General features: G+C 43.9%; 22 protein-coding genes and 1 pseudogene. 10 read left to right on the forward strand and 13 right to left on the reverse strand.

Annotation, left to right across the window (positions count from 1 at the left end; all coding sequences use genetic code 11):
- Positions 1-12: 12 nt before the first annotated feature.
- From JCM2765_RS09845 to JCM2765_RS09865, 6 genes are all read right to left on the reverse strand, one after another.
- On the reverse strand, positions 13-552 hold the full coding sequence (locus JCM2765_RS09845; RefSeq protein WP_054736406.1) for a 3'-5' exonuclease family protein: 540 nt from the start codon (positions 550-552) through the stop codon (positions 13-15).
- Between the two features lie 95 nt (positions 553-647).
- A complete protein-coding gene (locus JCM2765_RS17170; protein ID WP_156301755.1) occupies positions 648-785 on the reverse strand; it encodes a hypothetical protein in 138 nt (45 codons plus the stop codon).
- Between the two features lie 99 nt (positions 786-884).
- Complete coding sequence (locus JCM2765_RS09850; RefSeq protein ID WP_054736408.1) at positions 885-1,358, reverse strand: DMT family transporter; 474 nt, start codon at positions 1,356-1,358, stop codon at positions 885-887.
- Positions 1,359-1,393: 35 nt separating this feature from the next.
- On the reverse strand, positions 1,394-1,756 hold the full coding sequence (locus JCM2765_RS09855; protein ID WP_054736413.1) for an EamA family transporter: 363 nt from the start codon (positions 1,754-1,756) through the stop codon (positions 1,394-1,396).
- 76 nt (positions 1,757-1,832) lie between these two features.
- On the reverse strand, positions 1,833-2,693 hold the full coding sequence (locus tag JCM2765_RS09860; protein ID WP_054736416.1) for a GGDEF domain-containing protein: 861 nt from the start codon (positions 2,691-2,693) through the stop codon (positions 1,833-1,835).
- A 56-nt stretch (positions 2,694-2,749) separates the two neighbouring features.
- The gene (locus JCM2765_RS09865; protein WP_054736418.1) at positions 2,750-3,004 is read right to left on the reverse strand and encodes a hypothetical protein; all 255 of its coding nucleotides are present in this window, start codon (positions 3,002-3,004) and stop codon (positions 2,750-2,752) included.
- Positions 3,005-3,393: 389 nt separating this feature from the next.
- Between JCM2765_RS09865 and JCM2765_RS09870 the strand changes: the two genes are divergently transcribed.
- Both JCM2765_RS09870 and JCM2765_RS09875 read left to right on the forward strand, forming a co-directional pair.
- A complete protein-coding gene (locus JCM2765_RS09870; RefSeq protein WP_054736419.1) occupies positions 3,394-4,455 on the forward strand; it encodes a DNA glycosylase AlkZ-like family protein in 1,062 nt (353 codons plus the stop codon).
- Between the two features lie 161 nt (positions 4,456-4,616).
- Entirely contained in the window at positions 4,617-5,081 is a 465-nt protein-coding gene (locus JCM2765_RS09875; RefSeq protein WP_054736420.1) for a flavodoxin, read from the forward strand.
- Positions 5,082-5,153: 72 nt separating this feature from the next.
- Here the strand turns inward: JCM2765_RS09875 and JCM2765_RS09880 are convergent, their stop codons facing one another.
- The gene (locus tag JCM2765_RS09880) at positions 5,154-5,693 is read right to left on the reverse strand and encodes a TetR/AcrR family transcriptional regulator (protein ID WP_054736422.1); all 540 of its coding nucleotides are present in this window, start codon (positions 5,691-5,693) and stop codon (positions 5,154-5,156) included.
- Positions 5,694-5,797: 104 nt separating this feature from the next.
- On the opposite strand from JCM2765_RS09880, the gene JCM2765_RS18195 reads away from it, so the two are divergent.
- The 3 genes from JCM2765_RS18195 (at position 5,798) to JCM2765_RS09890 (ending at position 7,608) form a co-directional block, all read left to right on the forward strand.
- Positions 5,798-6,274 (forward strand): hypothetical protein, encoded by a 477-nt coding sequence (locus JCM2765_RS18195; protein WP_225352057.1) that lies wholly within the window; start codon positions 5,798-5,800, stop codon positions 6,272-6,274.
- Entirely contained in the window at positions 6,238-6,591 is a 354-nt protein-coding gene (locus JCM2765_RS18200) for a hypothetical protein (RefSeq protein WP_225352058.1), read from the forward strand. Before JCM2765_RS18195 ends, JCM2765_RS18200 begins: the two co-directional genes overlap by 37 nt.
- Positions 6,592-6,672: 81 nt before the next feature.
- Entirely contained in the window at positions 6,673-7,608 is a 936-nt protein-coding gene (locus JCM2765_RS09890; RefSeq protein ID WP_054736424.1) for an NADP-dependent oxidoreductase, read from the forward strand.
- A 74-nt stretch (positions 7,609-7,682) separates the two neighbouring features.
- Here the strand turns inward: JCM2765_RS09890 and JCM2765_RS09895 are convergent, their stop codons facing one another.
- Positions 7,683-9,536 carry a DUF2207 domain-containing protein gene (locus JCM2765_RS09895; protein ID WP_054736425.1) on the reverse strand — a complete coding sequence of 618 codons (1,854 nt, stop codon included), beginning with the start codon at positions 9,534-9,536 and terminating at the stop codon, positions 7,683-7,685.
- A gap of 340 nt (positions 9,537-9,876) precedes the next feature.
- On the opposite strand from JCM2765_RS09895, the gene JCM2765_RS09900 reads away from it, so the two are divergent.
- The 5 genes and pseudogenes from JCM2765_RS09900 to JCM2765_RS09920 all read left to right on the forward strand — a co-directional run bounded on the left by JCM2765_RS09900 (position 9,877) and on the right by JCM2765_RS09920 (position 14,441).
- A complete protein-coding gene (locus JCM2765_RS09900; protein ID WP_054736427.1) occupies positions 9,877-10,893 on the forward strand; it encodes an ADP-ribosylglycohydrolase family protein in 1,017 nt (338 codons plus the stop codon).
- A 14-nt stretch (positions 10,894-10,907) separates the two neighbouring features.
- Positions 10,908-12,280 (forward strand): annotated as a pseudogene (locus JCM2765_RS09905) (purine-cytosine permease family protein).
- A complete protein-coding gene (locus tag JCM2765_RS09910) occupies positions 12,277-13,149 on the forward strand; it encodes a PfkB family carbohydrate kinase (protein WP_054736431.1) in 873 nt (290 codons plus the stop codon). The pseudogene JCM2765_RS09905 and the gene JCM2765_RS09910 overlap by 4 nt, the downstream one beginning before the upstream one ends.
- 197 nt (positions 13,150-13,346) lie before the next feature.
- On the forward strand, positions 13,347-13,808 hold the full coding sequence (locus tag JCM2765_RS09915; RefSeq protein ID WP_054736433.1) for a DUF3290 family protein: 462 nt from the start codon (positions 13,347-13,349) through the stop codon (positions 13,806-13,808).
- Positions 13,809-14,441 carry a DUF421 domain-containing protein gene (locus tag JCM2765_RS09920; RefSeq protein ID WP_054736436.1) on the forward strand — a complete coding sequence of 211 codons (633 nt, stop codon included), beginning with the start codon at positions 13,809-13,811 and terminating at the stop codon, positions 14,439-14,441.
- A 126-nt stretch (positions 14,442-14,567) separates the two neighbouring features.
- On the opposite strand, the gene JCM2765_RS09925 is transcribed toward JCM2765_RS09920, so the two are convergent.
- From JCM2765_RS09925 to JCM2765_RS09945, 5 genes are all read right to left on the reverse strand, one after another.
- Positions 14,568-15,389 (reverse strand): DUF2399 domain-containing protein, encoded by an 822-nt coding sequence (locus JCM2765_RS09925; protein ID WP_054736438.1) that lies wholly within the window; start codon positions 15,387-15,389, stop codon positions 14,568-14,570.
- Positions 15,390-15,420: 31 nt separating this feature from the next.
- A complete protein-coding gene (locus JCM2765_RS09930; protein WP_162231411.1) occupies positions 15,421-16,266 on the reverse strand; it encodes a hypothetical protein in 846 nt (281 codons plus the stop codon).
- Positions 16,267-16,369: 103 nt separating this feature from the next.
- Positions 16,370-18,490 (reverse strand): hypothetical protein, encoded by a 2,121-nt coding sequence (locus JCM2765_RS09935; protein ID WP_054736441.1) that lies wholly within the window; start codon positions 18,488-18,490, stop codon positions 16,370-16,372.
- A gap of 78 nt (positions 18,491-18,568) precedes the next feature.
- Positions 18,569-19,615: a hypothetical protein gene (locus tag JCM2765_RS09940; protein WP_054736443.1), complete on the reverse strand. Its 1,047-nt coding sequence runs from the start codon at positions 19,613-19,615 to the stop codon at positions 18,569-18,571.
- Positions 19,612-21,120, reverse strand: a complete 1,509-nt coding sequence (locus JCM2765_RS09945) for a hypothetical protein (RefSeq protein WP_054736444.1) — start codon at positions 21,118-21,120, stop codon at positions 19,612-19,614. Before JCM2765_RS09945 ends, JCM2765_RS09940 begins: the two co-directional genes overlap by 4 nt.
- Between the last annotated feature and the right edge of the window lie 206 nt (positions 21,121-21,326).

Raw genomic sequence — 21,326 nt, forward strand, 5'->3', positions numbered from 1 at the left:
GCGACAGTCTGTTTACGACTCATGGCTTACTTTTTGTTTACTTCGAATGCTCTTTCGTCGAGGCAAGACAGTTAACTCAGGTTCCGATTGTTGATCAGCAATTTGATCAATTCTAGACCGAAAGTTTCGATCAACCAATGATAATTTGGTGTTCGCTTGGGTTGTGAACCGTGCTTTCAATAGTTCGTAAATGGTAGCACAGGTCAACGAATCATTATCGGCATGGTGTGGTTGGCCGGTTTCCACGTTGAGTAAGTGTGCAAGTGACTGGAGTGAGATTCGATCCGCGCCCATGGATTTGGCGACGAATTGTTCAACGTCAAAGTAGTTGAGCTTATTTTTGGCATTTTGGTTAGGGCGGATATCGTCTGGGAGGTAGTTGACCAGAGTCGTTAAGTCGCTGTTAATGTTATAGCCGAGAACGGGGAGTAGCTGCGCATATTGGTTAGCTTCTGGATGAGGAACCTTTTTGCTGGCGTCAAACCACCATTTTAAAAAGTGTTTGATAATGTCGTTGATATCCCCGTATTTACGATACGTTTTTGGCGTCATATCCGCGAGTTCCATGCCGCGAATGAAGTCGGTGGGGAGCATGTCCTTGAAGTAAGCGAATCGGTTAAACCGGTTGCGTTGTGGCTGCCCGTTGATTACGGCAATTGCGCGATTTGAAGTGGTAAGTGACTTTGATCAGACTTGGTTTCAGCAAACTCCAGATCAAATGAAATGTAATTATCAACCAGGTTGCTAACGGGCAACGGGTTGATTTGATGAACGTTAAATGTCATAGGTGAATTCCTTTCTAAATTAAAAATGCCTCTGGAATCATCGCAAATGCGTTTTCCAGGGGCGAAACAGGGTGAGCCGGTAGATTGCGTGTTGTACAGTTATGCTTTAAGTGGTTGATGCGCTTTAACGACTTCGGAAATCACGATGCTGGCGAAGATGAGTGCAGCGCCGAGGTACTGGATGCCTGTTAACACTTCGTCGAGCATCAGAAACGCAAAAATCGCTGAAAAGATTGGTTCTAGTGAATAGATTAAGCTAACGGTTTCAGGGGTTAGGTAACGCTGGGCGGCATTTTGCCCAACAAAACCAAAAGCGCTACAGATAATTCCAAGGGCGAGAACCGCGCCCCATTGTGCACCCGTTTGTGGCAGTTGAAAGCCGGAGGTGAGCGTCCCTAAACAGAGGCCTTCAACCCCAGCAACGCCTAATTGCCAGATGCTGACGTTGAAAGTGGCTTGACCATGGCGGCTTAAGCGATCTGAATAGAGGATATAAACGGCATAGAGTGCGGCGCAGCCCAAGCAAAACAACGCGCCAACGTTGAGGTGAAGCCCGCCTCCGTTGGCGACCAAGAAGTACAATCCCACAATTACAGTTAGCGTTGTGATTAAAGTGACCGGCCGAGGCAGATGCGTTGTCGAATGGTATCTAAAATGGTGACAAAAACAGCAGTTGTACTTAGCAAGAAGCCGGCAGTGGAAGCATCTGTGTGTTCGAGGCCTGTCATCACAAGTGAAAAGAGACTAAAAAGCAACGTGCCTAAAATCAAGCTTGCAATGGCTTCATTGCGTGATGGCCAGTTGAGTAAGCGCCAAAAGACGAGACTGGTTACGACAAACGCGATGCTAAAACGTAGACCAACTAACATAAATGGGCCAACACTAGCTAAGGCGAGTTTCATCCACATGTAAGACGCGCCCCAAGCGGCAGTTACTAAAAGCATTAACCAAAAAGCGCGTTGACGAGTCATTAAGTTTCCTCCTGAGTTGAGTAGCAATATGATTATTGTAACCCGAAATAGTAAACCTGTTAATGATTGCGGTCTGTTAGGCCGAATGACGGGGCAATAAGTCGCCCTCAACTGCAATTAAGTCGCGACCACCGTCTTTAGCGAGGTAAAGATAGCGATCAGCTTCAGCGTAGACATCAAAGTATTTATTATGCTGTGGCTTAACCGTAGCACAACCGATTGAGGTCGTTAACGTGAGTTCGGCGTCAACTTGTGTGAGTTGAAGTTGAGCAAGGTGACTTTGAAAAGCTAGCGCAATTCTAGCAACATCGTCACTTGATAGGACGGCTTGAACAATGAGGCAAAACTCCTCGCCACCTAATCGGTAAGCTTTGGCATGCTGGTCAAGCTGCTTGACGGTCTGTTGTAGCTCGGTTGCAACGGCCTGTAAAACCACGTTTCCTTTGAGATGACCATACTGATCGTTGATTGCCTTGAAATGGTCCAAATCGATTTCAAACATGGTGAACGGGTCGTGTTCCCGTTTGAATTGACGATACAAATTGAGCGTATCTCGATTAAACGTCCCAACGTTTGCGAGGGCTGTCAGTTCATCGTGACTTGCCCGATTACGCAGATTGTCTTCTCGGCGATCAGTTGCCACCATTAAACGGCTGAATTCGCCGACAGTGATGCCTAAAACGATATACGCGGTAAATTGGCGAATAATAAACCAGAAATCAAACTGTCGCGGATACATGTCATAGATCGTGAGAAATCCGGCGATGCCAAATGCCAGCATGACGCCATAGTAAGCGATTCGGTTGTATTTAATCACCTGACCACGTCGGCGTAAAATAATCAGAATTGCTGCCCATACTAAGTAGGCACTTACCCCAAAAACGGTGACTGGTGAGCTGTAGTAGAAAAAGTAGATGCCCGTCAGCGTGATCCACAAAACGACCTCCAGCCAACTTCCGGTTTCCATGATAATCAGATACATCGCCAGAAGCATTAAGTTAAGGAAGGTCCAATGAAGCCAAATGCTGCGGTGGTTGGATCTAACGCGTAGTGGAAAGCTTGAAGCGCATAGAGTAGGCCGATGTAGGCAACACCACCAAGGCCGATAATAAGTTTTCGATGTTGAACGATGTTACTATGTATTGTGCGATCATTAACCCAGTAGAGTAACGATGTTGCACCAACAATCACTAAAATGTCGAGTAGTAGTGATGTGATAAATGATTGCCAAACCATGCTGATTGACACGGTAATTCCTCCAATCGGATTGGGTGTCGTGTAAGTGTGCCGATAACGACCCAAGTTCTGCCTATTATACGCCGTTTATCAAAAAAATTACAGTCACTTTAAGGTTAATGTTTGATTAACTAGTCCCGGTAATCGCTGGGTTTCAAGATGAACTCAAAATAATCAGCACATGGTGTCCCAATACGATTATGTATATAACAAAATAGAGATTAGGCAATCAGATAGCCGTTGAATCTAAGGTAGCCTCAAATATCATTGTTACAATCTGGCTATGCTATAATTAACTGTGTGTTTGAGAAAGTCCGAATTCGATTGTTCATTAAACAACAAGAACGTGATTGGTTACTTGAGAACGTTGTATATCACAAAAACTTAGGAGATCACAGTTTATGGATCAACAAAAACTAAAACAATTACGGCTAAGGCACCTTGGTTTCGGTGTGACCCAGGATTCGAAGCGGGCCTTGACCCGGACAATCGGTATTCAGGCTCAGCAAGCGCGTGAGGCAGATCTTAACCTTAGCTTGCGCACCCATACACCAATTGAAACCCTCCACAACTGGTACGATCAGCAACCCGTTGTCCGGTCCTGGGCACAGCGGTGGACCCACCAGTTATTGACGTTGTCGGATTGGCAATTAGTGATTTCTGCTCGCCAGACTGAGACGTTACCGAAAACTTACTTGTTAGGTCATGAAACGTTAGTGGCGGAATTAGCTACTTTAATCCAGAATCAACTGGTTACTAAACCACGGTTAACTAAAACTGAAGTGGTTGCGTTATTAACACCACTAATACCAACGGATGTGAAATCCAATAACTTGATCTACGCCGTGTTGCAGACTTTGGTCGCCCGCGGTCGGTTGTACTTTGACGCCCGATCAACGACTCAAAATTATGTGGTGATTGCCAATCAGTTACCGCTACTACCAGTTGAAACAGCGTTGCCTGTCTTGATACAACGCTACATTGAGGGTTTTGGTCCGGTATCACTGGCGGATTTTTGCAAATGGTCAGGGATTCGAATCACGCAGGCACGGCCGGCTTGGCAGCAAGTAACCGCAAAATTACCTCACATGATGGTTGCAGGTCAGAATCTCAGCATGACGACGACAACTGTGCCAAATGGTGAGTTACCTGCCTGTCAGTTAGCGGCGCGATTTGATGCCTGCTTCACGGGTTATGCTGATAAAAACTGGCTCATCACACCCGAACACCAAAAAACGATTTGGACGAAGAACGGGTTGATTATGGCGCCAATCTTGCTACATGGCGTGGTGATTGGTTATTGGCAACATCAACAAAGCCGAAAAGGGGTCACGGTGACCGTTAAACATTGGCAACCGCTGACTCAGCAAGATAAGCATTTGATAGAAGACCAATTGGTGAAAGACTTGCCTAACGCCGTTTCAAAACCACTAATTCAAGTGAGCTTTGAATCAATTAGTTGATAAAAAGCTTTTTGTTATATACAATTATTAGGAATTAAGTCATTGTTTTAAAAATTAAATGAGTGTCATAATAAAACGTTCTTTAAAAATTGAACTATAATAATCTTAAAGCTCGAAACAAGAATGTCGAACTTTAATTACTTAATAAGGGGCGACCAACAATGTCGAAAAAGGCCATTGCGGTATTTTCAAATACCAATACCACGTTTAATCAGGCAACCGTTTTAGGCGAAATTCTGCAAGTACCAGTTTACCGAATTAAAGCAGCAGTGCCGTATACTGAGGCTGATTTGAATTGGCACGATGATCAATCACGCGCGAACCGGGAACAAAATGATTCATCGACGCCACAACCAGCGCTAGCTGATACAGCATTTAGTACTGACTTTGATGTGCTTTATTTGGGATACCCAATTTGGTGGAGCAAAGCACCTCGAATCATTGACCAATTTTTATCAACTTATGATTTCACTGGTAAAGTCGTGATTCCGTTTGCCACTTCCGGTTCAAGCGCAATCGATCAATCAGTGCGTGAATTACAACAGCACCATCCCAACGTTACTATTGAAACGGGTAAACGGGTCAATAATCTGAGTCGTCAGGCTTTGACGGAATGGGTTCAATAAAGTTTTTTATAAACAAATTTATCCAAAAAACGAGGCTGTCATTTGATGTTGTCAAATGATGGTCTCGTTTTGTTAACGCGTTATTTCAGTCATCAAAGTCTCGACCAGCCGCTGGTTAACCTGGATGAGCTCGTCATAACTTAAGGCATCCGGATGCGCGAACCAGTAAACATAGGCGTTGATCAATCCGGTGGTTAGTGTATTAAGAATAATTTGTTGAGTCCCGGTTAATTCAGCATCAAATAGGGACGTCGAAAAAGTTTGAAATAGCATGCGTTGAATTCGATCCATCAACTGATGGTGTTTTTCGTTTAGGCAGAGGTACTTGAACCCTTTGAAATTGGCCATTAAGATTTGGTCAAATGTTTCAAGTAATTTAGCGGCACTCCCTTCCGTTTGCGTCAACCGTTGCGCAACTAAGTTTGCCATGTCGTTTTCGTAGTCTTCGAAAATTTCGGTAACGTTGCCGTAGTGAATATAAAAGGTTCGTCGACTAATGCCGGCAACCTGGCAGAGTTTGGTCGTGGTAATGGACTCAATTGATTGTTGCTCTAGTAACTCAAAGAGTGCCGTTCGAAGTCGTTGGCGAGTTTTACGCACACGTTGATCCAAGATAACCCTCCTAAAAGATAATGCACACTTTTTTGATTTTTGTAGCTAAACCTATTCTAAAACAGCCTATGATAATTCACAAATGGAAAAAGGAGTAGTTAATTATGTGGTCAGTGTGTCAAAGTTTATTTGGAAGTTATCATGGAACCGGTTATCAACTGCAACAGTTTGTAACGGCGTTTTCGAGTAGTAATCCGCATTTTATAGGCCATATTTTAGTGGCAGGGTTAACGTTTGCGATTGGCTTTATTGAGTATATTTATAGTTTTTTGTTGGTGAACCGGGAAGGTAAGTCACCGTATAATTTATTGATGCACTCGTTTTATTTTGGCATCGATTCCATGGGAATCTTTGTATTTGCCTTGGCGTCGCACGCGCTCGGTGGTTTTTGGGTGTTCACGTTTGCCTCGATTGCAGAAGTTGTCTGGACGTTGTTTGAAGTCTACAACCTCACGATGTGTGTTTATCGAGAACGCGACGATGTGTTTGGGCCGAATGTGAGTACAACGGACGCCTGGTTGCGCGTTTTGGTTGGGTCGTCGTCATGGTGGTTAGTGTTAACCTGTTCCGCGTCTTTATGAACGATCCGGCAATGTTCAAGTGGTATATCTTCACCAATATTTTAATGGGTATTATGCCAGGCCTGTACTGGGAAAAGCGGGGCACTCGTTTGGGGGCTTCGATGGGGCTTGCAATCGTGATTTTAATTGGCACGGTGAATTCATTTCTACCAACCAATATGTGGGCGATTGCTAGTCCGTACTTCACGGTTGGGAATAACCCGTGGTTTTATGTTGTGGGTGTCGTTGCCATCTTCTTTGCTTGCCGGACACTGTGGGTTTACCATCGGTTACCTGAAAAGCCCAAGACCATTAATGGCAAACGCACAATCTGGTAAGCTAATTCATTCAAATTGGCGTTGAAAATCGGTACAATAAAGCTGTAGTGGACTGAACCAATTTTAAGGAGGCGGTAATTGATGAAAGCATTTGGCTATACCCATTTTGGCGGACCCGAAGTTTTTGAAATACTTGGGCAACCACAACCCACGTTGCAAACGGATCATGACATTTTATTGAAAACGTTGGCGGTGGGGTTAAATAATTTTGAACGTAGTCAACGAGCCGGTGATTTTGGCCGTGGCCGTTTGCCAATCGTACCGGGTCGTGACGTGGTCGGCGAAGTTGTTGAAGTTGGTTCGGCCGTCACGGCGTTCCAACTTGGCGATGTTGCGATTGGCCATGGCGGTCCGGCGTATGCGCAATACGTCGTGATCGATTCCGAACGGGCGGTTAAAAAGCCTGATAATGCGAGTTTAGCTGAAGCCGTTGCCTTGGTAACCCCAGGGATTACGGCGTACAACGCCGTGACGACATTCACCCACGTTAAAACGGGTGATACGGTCTTCGTGAACGGGGCAACGGGTGGTGTTGGGTCCTTAGTTGTTCAGGTTGCTAAACAACTGGGTGCTGACGTCATTGGAACTGGTTCGTCACGCAATCAGGCTTTGCTGGAGGCACTGCCGTTGGATGAAATTGGGTTTTATGATCGAGAAAACCTTAACGCTAAGTTTGCGGACCGGGCTGATATCGCCATTAACGCGGCGTTGAACGGCCACAATGCGGAACTGTTACGAGATGTCATTCGAGATGGCGGAAGTGCTGCTTCAGTTGGCGATGAGACCGATTTTGGTACCAAACACGTTACGTTTGAGCATATTCGACCACTGAACGCCGGTCACGATCACGAAGCACTAACGGCGCTTGCAACGATGTTGGAGAATGGTCAACTTAAGATACCAATTTTTAAGACCCTGCCTTTTACTTTAGCGGGGGGGATTGAGGGTCACCAGTTGTTAGAAACGCGTCATGCACCGGGACGAATTGTGCTCGTCAATGATGCGGATGGGCAATGATTGATTACACTTGGACTTATTATTGAATTAAATGAGCGCACAACTTCGAACCAGTTCAGGCCGAAGTCGTGCGCTCATTTTTGAGTGATTGCAGTGATTACTAGGTTAAAAAGCGCCACCACCAGAACCGCCGCCAAAGCCGCCAGAACTACCACTGCTAAAGCCACCACTACCACCCGATATGCTACTATCGCTACTGGTAATGGCACTGCCAAAGTCACTGTCAAACTGGTACTAAAGGTATTAGTGCCAAAGTTTCCGTAGAAGAACAGTGGGTAGTAGATTGATAAGCCATCAATGAGTTCGGCTTGTGTAAACTCAGTCTGCATCGCTTTGATCACCTGCTTAGCAACACCCAGTGATACGGCATAGGGGAGAAGTTGCTCCCACAAAATCAAGTCACCAACCTGTGACCGGTCGAACTGACCAATATCGGTCATCATCAGTTTGAAGCCTTTAACTTCGGCCACTGCCTCTTCGCCAGCCTGAGTGTACGGTGATAGTCCCCAGAATGCTGAAAGTGATACCGCTAAGCTTAGTCCGAAAATGAGGACTGTTAGGATAATACCGGTGCTGATCCAGGCTGAGTGACCCATGAAGGCGCTGGTAAGGATGCCCAAAATCATCAGTGTGAAATTCAACCACAACAAGAGGTGGGCATGAACCCGAATTTGTTGGTTCAGTTTATCAAAGAAGTTGTATTCGGTGACTGCCTGGTATTGTTGATCTGCCCAATCATCAAAGTGATCTAATAACGGGTTACTATCGCCGGTGGGTTGATAGTCACTGATTTCGGCCAAAGTGACGGTCGACAGATGAGTGTCAGAATCTGGTTGACCAATGACGTTGAACATAAAGTGAAGTAACGGGTCTTTTCGATGAACCGCGGTGAGTTTATCAGTTTCCGTGAGTCGGTAGGTGTCTGCTTCGGGTATGATTTGAAGCTCCCCAGCAGCGGCGAGTTCGAGTAACCAGGCTGAAAATGCCTTGGTATTGGGTGCTTGGCGAGTCAAAATACTCTGGGAGGCCACGGGTGAATAATGCGGAATATCGAACCGGTGCACAACGGGAAGCTCGTTGACTTGGTGTTTAGCGTGATGCTTGAACCAGCGCCATTGGCCATATAGGTGGCCGGCAGCTGCAAGGAGTAGGATAACGGTTAGAATCAACGGTATCAAAACCGTCAGTTGGCGCTTTTGATTCGCTTCACGAGCGAGTTTGGCCTCTAGTTGCTGAGCCGCTTGTTTACGGTTGGTTGCCTTCGTTGGTGCCGTTGGCGTCACCGTGGTTGGAAAGAGAAGGTGACTTTCCACCGCGGTATTTTCCGGAACGGTTGCAACTGTCATCGTGACTTGGCCACGGGTTTTGGAAACGTTAGTCTGACCTGAAAGTGGCCCATGAGTCCAAGCCTGTAAGGTTGAGATGTGCTGAGCTGGTAACTGCACATTGATGCGGACGTTTTTCAACGCAACGTCCCAAGCTGAACCGATAATTTTCCAGTTCATTTCGGCCGTATCGCGGTAATTCGTGATGACGCCACCCAAACGATATTGGTAATTAAACGTCACGGTTTGGTTGTGCGCGGGATAATAGACTTTAAATCGTGTGTTGTTGCGTTGCTGAGTGAGTGAATAAGTTTGAGGTGCCCCACTGGTCGATTGCCGGAGCTGCTGATTGCCAACGGTGACCTTTGTTTGTGATAACCGACCGATGCCAGCGGTATCTTGATTATAGTAGACACCATTAAAATTTCCGTTAAAGTGGTAGGTGATTTGCTGGTGGACCAAGGCATCACCATTTTTTTGAAGGTTGATTTGAACGTGATATTGATTAATGCGAAATGATTTTGCATGGGCGTTAACGCTCAGTGCGCTCATTGTTAGCAGACTGAATAATAAACTGATTCCCCAGAATAACCGGTGATTCATGCTGATTCCCCCTTTGTGGAGCTTTATCTTATTTTAACATAATCGGCTAAGTGAAATGATGACTCAAAATAGCAAGCTCGTTGTTTCAAATGACAGATGTCGCGCATTGTGCCGACTTTTAGGATTCGAACAATCGTTCTTGAAAGTGGCCTAGTCCGTTTGCTAAAATACGGATAGACCACTAGATGGGAGTGATTAGCGCAACGAGATCAACGCTAATGATTCAGCAAAACAGTGGGTTGATCAATTGAAAGTATCGGTAAAGTGGGTTATTTCTTCTAAGATATAAAACTGCTATTAGATGGTTTTGAAACTTAGCACTACAGAAAGGCGACACATCATGGATGAACGCGCACAACGGTTAGATCGAATTTTAGGAACGCTATATGGGCAAGCGATTGGTGACGCCATGGGCATGCCGTCAGAACTTTGGCCAGTGGAGCGAATTCACCACGAATTGGGTGAAATCACCGATTTTTTGCCGGGGCCCTCAAGCAACGAGGTTGCCGTTAACTACGGTCGTGGTCAGTATACGGATGATACCCAGCAGGCCCTAGTGATTTTGGATGCGCTGATCGAAACGGATTGGCAGCCAGATCAACAGGTATTAGGGACGCATTTAGTGTCGTGGGCTGATGCCGTTGATGCTTGGTCGCGTAATATTTTAGGTCCCAGTAGTAAAGCGGCCTTGAATGCAATCAAAGCTGGAATTGATGCGAGCGCAATCACAAACCGGGCATTAACGAACGGTGCGGCAATGCGAATCGCACCGATTGGGGCCTTGTTTCAACCGTATCAGTTGAAAACGTTGATTAAGACGGTCACGGCCGTCACTAAAGTTACCCATTCAAGTGACGTTGCTTATAGTGGTGCTGCAATGGTTGCGGGAGCAGTGACGGCCGCGATTGCTGGCTATTCTTGGGATGACATTGTTCACTTTGCCTTGGCATGTAACGACCGGGGATTTCAGTTAGGCGCCTCAACTTGGGCTGCGAAAACCCGGTCGCGGTTGACGCTCGCAATCGGCCTAGCTGATCAGTATGTTGGAGACGCCAAAGGTTTTAGTCGTGCCATTTACGAGTTAGTTGGCACGGGGACAATGATTTCTGAAAGTGTACCGGCAGCGGTCGCCATCGCCTATTATTGCCGCAACGTTCACGATGCTGCACTAATGGCGGCCAACCTTGGTGGTGACACAGACACGATTGGCGCGATGGCGACTGCGATTTGTGGCGCTAAGAATGGCGTTAAATCGATCTCACCTGCTTGGTGTCAGTTGATTGATGACAGTAACCCACAACACCAACTTCACGTCTACGCTGAACGGATGTTGAAGTACCAAATTCAGATGAAATAGGGGCGTCAGTAGTTATGGATGATCAAGTGATCAAAGTACCAGAAAGTGATAAAACATTAACACCAGGAAAACTGTTCTACAACTGGTTTGCAGCTAATATTGGCGTGATGGGCTTTGTGTATGGTGCCATTATTGTGAGTTATCGGCTTTCGTTTATCCAAGCCATTTTAGCAGCACTAGTTGGGGCATTGTCATTCTTAGTCCCTGGCTGGGTAGCTATGATTGGTCAACGCGAAGGCGTGACGACGTTTAAGTTAAGTCGAGCAGCGTACGGGACTCATGGCAATAAGATTCCGAATGCCATTGCCTGGTTTAATATGGTTGGCTGGTTAGCCGTTAACGTCATTACGGGAACATTGTTGCTGGTATCGCTGTTTCAAGTGATTCGACTACCTAAAAACAACGTCACAACGTTGATTGCCTTGCTTATTTTTGGCAGTTTTGTACTCTTATCAGGTTTGCTCAAAGAAGCGACATTGGCGCTGATTCAAACTTGGTTGAGTTGGATATTCGGCGTCGTAACTGCAGTGATCTTAGTCCTGTTCTTAGTCAAAGCCAATTGGCAAGTTGCGTTAGCTGCACCTAGTAATAGTTGGTTGAGTGGCTTTTTACCGGCAGTGAGTATCGTTGCAGCTGGTTCTGGCATTTCGTGGTCAATGGCAGCCGCCGATTGGGGCGCCTACGTTAAGCCAACGACGAAACCAGCGGCGACGTTTTGTCATACGACTTTAGGGGGTGCCGTGCCATTATTCATCCTAATGGCTGGTGGTGTGTTACTGAGTACGATTGACCCAACCCTGGCTGTGGCAAGTAATCCGTTTGATGCAATGTATCAGGTCTTACCGAGCTGGATTGGTGTGATTTATTTCTTGGTTGCTGCAGGTGGCTTAGTACCACAGTGTATTGTGTCATTGCGCTCGGCACGCATCAATTTAGCGACGATTGGGATTCGAGTTTCTCAGCGAACATCCTTAGCCGTTCATGGGGTCATCGTGATCTTGATTCCGGTGTACGTGCTATTTATTTCCGGTAACTTTTTAAGTAATTTCGAATTATTCTTAAACTTCTTGGGCATTTGTCTTGCTAGTTGGGTCGCCATTTTTCTTTGTGATAGCGTGATGTTCCGACGAACCGGTTATGATATGAACTTAATGACGACTGCGTCACCTGTTCGTTATAATTGGGGCGGCATTGTTTCATGGTTAATTGCGCTCACGACTGGTTTTATGTTTACCAACAACGCCGTATGGTCGGGACCATTTGCGCATGGAATGTTCCGGGACAACAGTTTAGGGGTGTTCATGCAGCAATTGCGGCCGTTATTTGCATGGTGATCGTTAAGCTCATTCGTACTCGTCAACTTAACGTTAAGCGGGTTGCTGAATGAAAACATTAATTTTAGGGGCGGCTTACGTGGATGTTGTGGTAAAAGTTCCCCAATTACCACGGTCGGGTGAGGACGTTACCGGCAACTTTCAAGCCAATATTGTTGGCGGTTCGGCAATTAACGTCTATGGGGCAATGAGAACAGCTGGTGTAAAAGCGGACCTATTTGTCCCGGTTGGTCAAGGCCAGTATGCGACAGTTGTCCGTCAATTTCTTGAACATGCTGATATTCCGGAGTTGCTTTCAGTTAATGATGCTGACAATGGGTGGGATTTATCGTTAGTTGAACCCAATGGTGAACGCACCTTTTTAACGATTTCAGGCGTTGATCAAATTTGGCATGATGATTGGTTTGAGCGGATTGATTTAACAGATTATCAGTACGTGTACATCAGTGGTTACCAACTGGAGAATCCAGTCATTGCCGACCAGATATTGGCACGAATTCATCGCCAAAAGCCGGCAATCACCATACTATTCGATGCGTCACCGCGAATCAGTTATTTAGCACCAGCCATTCGTGACCAGTTGCTGACCGTTAACGTCATGATTCACTGTAATGAAGTTGAGTTTGAACAGTTTAATCCGACGCAACAACCGCTAAAAGTTGCCATGCAACGAGTGTATGATCAGACCCACTGTCCGGTCATTGTGACCCTTGGCAATCAGGGCGCTTGTTATTGCGATGGTACTACTGTTAAAACGGTTCCCGCGTTAGAAACCGTGGTTGGGAATACCATTGGTGCCGGCGATGCCCATTGTGGTGGCCTTTTGGCGGGCCTGAGTCAGGGGCAGTCATTCCCGAACGCCATGAAGTTGGCCAATGAATTGTCCGCAAAAGTTGTCGCACAAGAGAGCGGTTGTTTGTAGTGACTAGTTTTTGCACGTGTGGCTAAGGGTCAGTTAACTGACCAATAATCAAACATCACCGTCGATTTCTGTTATTTCAGGAATCGTCGGTGATGTTTTTTGTTAGCGTTAGCGTCGGCGTTACGAGTGGCGTTGGTATCGATATTCAATTCGCGTTATAATGACGTCACATCAATTTCCAATACGGGGGCTTTTGCGTGACCTTTTATACGTATACTTATTTAAAAGATCAAAATTTCACCATCAGTTACATTCGATTAACGATTTTGACGGTGCTTTTGATTGCAGCGTTTATCGTGTTTCTCAGGTATTTTCGGAATCGAACTGCGGTTAAATACCGTGATTTAACCGTCATCTTTTTGATTGCGAGTCTGTTGATGATTGGCTTTCAATTCCAAAGTTTTTCGGCCCTTAAAAGTAGCCGGAATAATAACAATAACGTGCTCGGCATTTTGACCAAAATTGGCAAACGAAACCACGTATCACCTAAGGACCTCCAAACCAATACCACGACGGCGAGTGACAGTATGCTGGTTCGAAACGGTAAAACTCATCAGTACTACCGGGTGCTGTATAACGATGATCAGTCGGGTTTTTTAACCGAGAAGATTAATCTTCAACTGACAAATACTCAAGTTAAAGTTGTGGGAGGCAATTAGATGTTTGCGTATAGTGATGTTTTGATTAAATTAGTGATTGGCTTTTTGTTTATCACGGTGTTGATTAACCTAACGGGGAAGAGTAATTTGGCGCCAACCTCCGCTATGGATCAGATTCAAAACTACGTCTTAGGTGGTATTGTTGGTGGCGTGCTCTATAATCCTAGTATCACGTTGATTCAGTTTGTGTTGGTCCTGTTAATCTGGTCATTGCTGATTTTAATCATGCGCTACCTGACGATTCACAGTCAGCATATCCAAAAGTTTTTAAACGGTGAGCCAGTTACGGTGATTCGTAACGGTGAAATTTTAGTCGATAATTGTTTGAAAGCCAATATTTCGGCTAAAGACGTTGCTTTAAAACTCCGGATGGCCGGTGTGATTGATACCGCCCTCGTTAAACGGGCGATTCTTGAACAAAATGGGCAGTTAACTGTTGTCAATCAGGGTGATACCAATGTTAAATTTCCGGTGATTACGGATGGAACGGTTGATCCCGATGTCCTGGATTTGATGGATAAGGATCAAGACTGGTTGGTTGAGGCGCTGAGACGCCAAGGAATTGAAAGTATCAAAGACGTGTACTTAGCGGAGTTTCGGAATAATCAGTTGATCGTGGCGAAGTATCGGTAGCGCATCGCTTATTACAAGTAATGGTCTTTTATTCCGGATAGACATCGTCAATAAAATTAAAGCGGTATGATGGCGTCGATTAGGACGGCCATCATACCGCTTGTTTTGTGATCGTTAAATGTGGTTTCAACTAGTTGTCGTAGTATGTTCTCGTATTAAACGACAATAGTCATCAAATAATTCTTCTTGTTCAACATAAATGCCAGAAGTGTGAATCCGGTCAGCTTGATGTTGAAATGCTGCAAGTTGGAACCGGTTTTGCCTAGTCCGTTTTTTAGAATGAAACTTGCCATTAATTACCCATCGGTTGACATTGGCCATTGTTTGAATTGATAGAAAAGTTGAAATGTCAGTTTTGTTGAGTTTTTGAAATAAAGTTTCGGCGATTTGAATGCCATCTGTATCAAGGTCGCCTAAATAGTGTAGTGAAATCAAACGATTTTCCAGAATCTGTAGTAATTGAATCAGCGCCTGATTTGAGTTGTTGCCATTACCGCAAATGAAACTGATATCGGGAAGTGCAAGCATGAGTTCCAAAAAGACGTTTGCATTTTCAATAATGTAGACGGTCGCTAAATCGGATTCGATAAGGTGATTGAAATCAGATTGCGTTTGCTGGCTGTTCAGGGTAACTGGTTGCGGTAAGTTGGTTTGAATAATGTTTGCAGTTGTAATGGTTCCGGTGATGAGATTTAACTGTCGAAAGTTGACAGTATCGTTGAACTCGAATTTGATGATATTTTGGTAATAGGCTCGTAATGCACGGGCACTGGCTGTCTTATCATCAATTAAGGTGTGTGCCGGTAACTGGCAGCGCGCAGTTTCCATCATTAAGGTTGCGAGCGGTTGACCGGATTGAATTTTGGTAAATAACGGTTCAAGCATTGACGCATTTTTCGGTGCGGGTTGCTTGGTTCGTTCAGTATAGCGTTGTTGATATTCGGTCATTATGTTTGATTGCCCCTTTCAATCTGATTGATTATCGATGCCACGCACCAATGATCGAAACGGTATTAATGGGGAAAACACCGCCATCGGAATTTCCAGCCTGAACTTGATAAATCGTATTTTCTATATTATCAGCCAAAAGTGTTGAATAATCGTTCCCGGGGCGGGTCGTGATTAACGAAAAGTCAAATGCAGCCACTATATCAAGCTGGCGTTGTGCGTTTTCATCATCCAGACGGCCTGCAAAATCGTCAAGGAACAGTAAACGGGGTGCATCCTTAAGTTCACATTTATCCAAAATAATCTTGACGATAATCAATAACGGAATGAGGGTTGCATGCGTTTTTTGGGCGCTGGAGAGTTTAGTTTTAAGAACAGGGTTGGTTAAGATACGGTAGTCGGTAGTGCCTGGCAATTTAACCAAGATGTTCATCGTGGACCAATTTCGATAGTCGAATTCTTCAAGCAACCAAGTTTGCAGATCATCACGTTCTTGTCTGGTCGCAAATTCGAGCTTATGTTGCATCAGGCTTCTAAACTCAGGCATTTTGGTGTCATTGATGTCAAAAATTTCGGTTAATGCGGTTTCCGTCAAAACGGGTTGATGATTTCCCTGACGATTGCTGCGCTGATAATCTAATTCAATTTTGAATTTAATATCGGCCCGTTCGTTATTTTGCTGCATCGTTTGATTGATCTGTTGCAGGTAATCTCGCTGTTTAAACATTTGGTGGCTAACAGCAGCACAAAACGTTCCGAGTTCATCAGTTGCCAATAAGTGGGTTTGGTCGTTTGGAACGTGCTTTTTGACATTGGCTTTGAGTGTTGGTAAATCAAAATTAAGCTGGTAGACATCTTGCTCATCTTGAAAAACCAAGTCACCGGCGACAATTGCTAATTCGGACATTCCGATTCCTTGAAGCAGTTCGTTGAGTGATCGGTTTTGAGGTGTTAGAGGGTCGGCACTATCGCGGTTAGGTTTAATAAGGGTTGGTCAGCGCTTTTAATTTTTCAATCTGTCGTACATACTCGGAGATTGATTTTTCCGCTCTTTTTTCTTGAAGCGCAATAAAATCAGTTAGTGATTCAGTTAACCAAGGTCGGGCATGTTTAAGAAATTTTTGCATGTCAGCTGTGAATCGATCAAGTTTTTCTGTGGTACTTTTCAAGTCAGCGTGAAGTTGTTGTTGGTTTTCGGTTTGAATCGCAATTTTTGCTTTAAGGTCATCTCGTTCCAGATTCATATTATCGATGACATTTTGAACTTCTTTAATTTTTTGAGGAAGTTGTGCGTCGATTGCTTTGTTGAAGTGAGTCACGCTGTTCTCGACCTTAATTAGTTTTTCTTGAAGCTGTTTTTTTTCATGATTTAGGTCAGTTGCGTTGCTTTTATCAAATGCCGCCAGACTTGTGGTGAGTTGTTCTGAGATGGTGTTAAATTCAGTGTTGACTTGATCTATTTCGGTGTTGATCGTTGAAATAGTACTAATTTGAGTGTCCACCTGATCGAGTTGTTGTTGATCAATGCGAACATCGGGATAATTGGCCTGCACGCTTTTGATTTCATGTAAGATTTGGTTGGCATCATGGTCAATTGTGGCGAGTCCTTGTTGATGAATAGTCTGGTTTGCTTGTTGTAGCGCGTGGTAGAGATTGTTATGATTCTGGATAATTTGGTCAATTTTTGAGGCCATCTGATCTTGGGTATCCGTAAAGAGATGACTGTACTTAAAGGCGCGTTGCCATTGCAACTGCAATTCACTTAACTGACGTCGCTGGACTCTTAATTGGTCAAGATACTGAGCTAGGTTTTGGGTAAATTCAATGCTGGATGCGAACGAACTTCTTGATTGCAGGTGTTTAAAAGGTTTAAGTAACGTCAGTAGTTTTTGGTAGCTCTGGGTCATCTTAGATTTTAAAGTTGATAACTGATCTGATAATGCTTGTTTAGTTGTTGTTAACTTTTCAATCTGGTGACGTTGCTCGACGATAAGGTTCATTTTTTCTTCGATAGCAACTACTTTTTCCAAAATTTGTTCCTTTTGAAATCCTAAGACATCAAGTATTTCGCTGGCTTGTTTCTGATCATTTAATTGTTGGGTATATTGATCAAGTTGATCGCTTTGTTCTTTAAGTTGTTGTTCATGGTTGGTTAGTTGCTGAAGTAATTGATTTAATTGAAGTTGTTGTTGTCCGTTTTCGGCTTTTAAAGCCGAGTGATGTGCTAATTGCTGTCGATAGGGAATCCACTTGGTTTGAATAAGATACGCTTCATTTAAAGCATGCATGGTTTTGTGTAGTCGAAACAGGCGACTATGATTCGATTCAGAGCCAGACAGTAATTCAGCATAAAGTTGTTTTTTGAACTGATAATTTTTCTGATCATCATGCGCTTTGATCATACTATGGATAATGTCTTCATTTAATTTATCCTGAACACTACTTAGCGCCGTTTGAACGGGGGAAATTGAATTTGCACCAGAGATCAAATTGGGGGTCATTAAAATTTGATAGGCTCGAGTAAGGGTATTTAAATCAGTTAAAGGGAGGCCAAAAACATTTCGGGCGACGTATTCGGCATATTCATCGGCGGAATCAAATGAGTGAAATCGATTACCAAAAACGCGTTGATTTTCGGTAATGAAATCGGTTTCAGCCAACGCCTGAACAAAATGGTTCGGGTCAGGGTGATGGCCGTCTACTAGCGTAATAGGTTCGAGGGAGGTTAAATTATCGGCTTCCAGAACAAAGTACCAGACCTTTGTTCGACTAGGATTGCCTGCGTAGACCTGAGTTCCCAAGCCTAAGACAACCATTCGTTGATTTGACTGCAATGTGATATAAGTATAGCCCAATCGCTCGGGTTGAGGGTTGACTTCACCGAGAACGGTGCCTTCAAATGTTCGCATGTGTCGACTTGAGTTTCGTTGTGCGCTGCTAGTATCACCAAGTTTTTCCATTTCGTTGGCCGTATTGAACGCGGGCGTTGAACGGGAGCCGTTAATCAGTAATGGGATAAAACAGTTAACGAGGTTTGTTTTACCAACACCATTGTGACCGACTAACGCAAAATTGCCATTCTGTGCAGGCGTAATGTCCAAACTATGGAAGTAATTGAAATTTCGGAGACTGCATTTGGTCAGGATTAAATGTTCATTTTTTTCATATTTAATTCCTTTCTATTGACGAGAATAGCGAATGTTAAGATCAGCCTGATTTGTTGAGACACTGAAACGATCGGTCAAATTGGTCTTGTGATACTGATGATCAATAATTTGAATCAAATGTAGTCGCCATAATTGTTTGAGTGCGCCGCCGATATCTGCCGAAGTGGGTGGTTTATGATAATGATGGTGAAATTCACTGATAATTCGCTGTCTCAATTGTGTATGATTAAGGCCTTTAGCATTAAGCTGGCGCGCAACGCCGATGGCAGTAATCGTTGATTGAGATTGTGATGGGCGTCGATTGTGAGTTAATACAATGGCATAATCATCGGTGATTTCAAGCTCATACGGTGTCAATATTGACCATTCCTGTGCAATCAGTGACCGGTTTTCTTGAAGAAATTGCCATGAATGAGGATCAGAAGTGGCATCTAAAAAGAATTGTGACAATAACAAGCGATTGAGTTGTTGTCGAGGGTCAATGGTTTTTGTGGGGGTTGTTAACTGATTGTTAAGGTGGTTAACCAAGAGCTGTGCAAAAGAGAAAAACGAATCATCGTAGACCCAGTACTGCGTGCCGGCACCTTCTGAGTCGATTTCGTCACTAAACCATTGCAAATCTAAAACCTGAAACTGATTCACTAAGTAAGTTGTGAGAATATCAATGATCCGATTTTGAGTTTTTGACGAAGTTCGTAAATTAAGATGTAGACCAGAAAGCACGGCTTCGATTGGCATCAGTGGTGCTTGATACTCAAAGGCTTGGTCAGTAGTGCCGTTATTGATGACAAACCGAATAAATGCCAAAATGACGGCAATTTCATCGCTTTTTAATGACAATTGGTTTGAGTTCAATAGTAGACATTGATTGTAGTGCTCAATTCGGTAACCGAACGTGTATTGAAGATAATGATCAATTTTTTGCGGGTAAAGTAAATAGTGTGTCACTTGGGAATCAGTATCTGCGGCGCCCACTTTGGCAGTCACAATTCCAGAGGTAAATAAGCGGTTGATTAAGTTAATTTCTTGTTTAGTCAAACGGCCACTGAATGGTGTCATTTGATTTCCTCCTTTTGAAAATAGTAGATTGCACCGGTTGGTAGTTCAATATGAAAATTTTCATTAACTAAGTGAATTTGAATTGGTGTAATCTGGGGAAGGGGTTCGCTATGCGTCAGTAATAAATTGTGAAACCGAAGCAGTGATAGTGATTGTTTTGCAAATTGAGGGGTTGTCGTGCTGAATATTTTTAGCAATAAGTCACGTGTTTCTGGAAATCGAAGTTCGAGGTTGTGGTCTAAGGGGAGCGTCAAGTTATTAAGAAGAAGGGATTGAAATTCTTCCTGAATTTTAGCATCGTGAGCGAAATCAATCGGCTCTCGTTGACCAAAAGGATGCGGCGAGATGGCGGCCATGGTTGGTCTGTTGGCTGGTTTGTAGATAACGGCGGGAAGTTGTGGTTGGGTTGTCAAATCACCTAAATTTTCTTCACGGTCGTAGGCAAGATGAGGGCTAGGCCGCAAATCTAAAACTAAGCGTTCAATCTTGTCGAGCAGATCGTCAATAGTCGCAGATAATGATTCACGATTGGCTGACAACGTTGCGGTAATCTGTTGATGCGCGATAATCTTAAGCCGACTGTTATTAATGGCCTCATTTAACCGATAAATTGATTGTGGATTATTGGCACTGATGGTCGAACTTGAGTCAAGATCGCGGTTGAGTCTCTTCAAAGCTGCCTCGACTGATTGTTGATTTAATAAACGTTGTTGAGTGGATGAATAGCGTTGACTTAAATTTAAATTGGCAAGATCGTTTTTACCACTGTCAACGATTGCAGTGATGTAATCGATTGGACCTTGAGTGGATTGAAACGTGTATAGTTTTTTATGAACCGATAGCATCCGTTCAAAACTCGGAATTGCTTCGGTGTTTAGCCGATGAATTAATTCGGTGATGTTAGTCGGATCGTTGACCTGGTCTAATCGTGCCAAAAGCCCGTTTAGTTCGCTTCGCAGTTTGCGCATCCCACTGATGATCTGGTCGTGAATGTCAACTAATCGGGCAAAGGCAGTACTTAAATTTTGCCCACTTTGTTCAGTGAGTTTGGAAGTGTTTAGATGATAAATGGCATCAACTAAAATGAGATATTCATCGATTAATGCCGGATCTAACTTGATTGGATGATAGGTAACGGCATGAGTTCGGATAAAGGTTAACGTTTGTTGCCCCAAGTCGGTAATGGTATAAATGTCCTCCATTTTAGATAAACGAATCTGGCGTTTTTGAACGCTATGAAGATTGAGATGATCGGAGGTTTGATTCAGTAAGTTGGCCTTAACAAGATTGTTGAGAATGTCCGAAATTCTGGTATCTGGAATTGTGTTTTCTCCTAAGCGCCTAACGAGTTGTTTTTTAATGACAAATGTGCTGAATTGGGTTTGAGGTTCATTCTGAATCCAGGTCATCAGTAAATAGATTTGCGGACTATACCGAGTGCTACCACCTAGGCTAATCCCAGATTGCAAGAATTCTTGTAGCACCGGCGTAAGTTGTGTATCCATTGGGGTTATCCTTTCATTGATTGAGAAATTGATAAATAATGTGATGTTCATACCCATCTGGTTGCAGTTGTATACATAAATGGAAAGTGTTTTCTTTGAGGCGTATTTTAGAATTGCGTTTATTCTAACATAGGTTGTCCGAATGAATGATTGATAAAATCTAGAATAGTGAAATGCGGTACATTATACCTTGAATGTTATAAAGC

The organism is Secundilactobacillus similis DSM 23365 = JCM 2765 (assembly GCF_001311075.1).
Lineage (GTDB): Bacteria > Bacillota > Bacilli > Lactobacillales > Lactobacillaceae > Secundilactobacillus > Secundilactobacillus similis.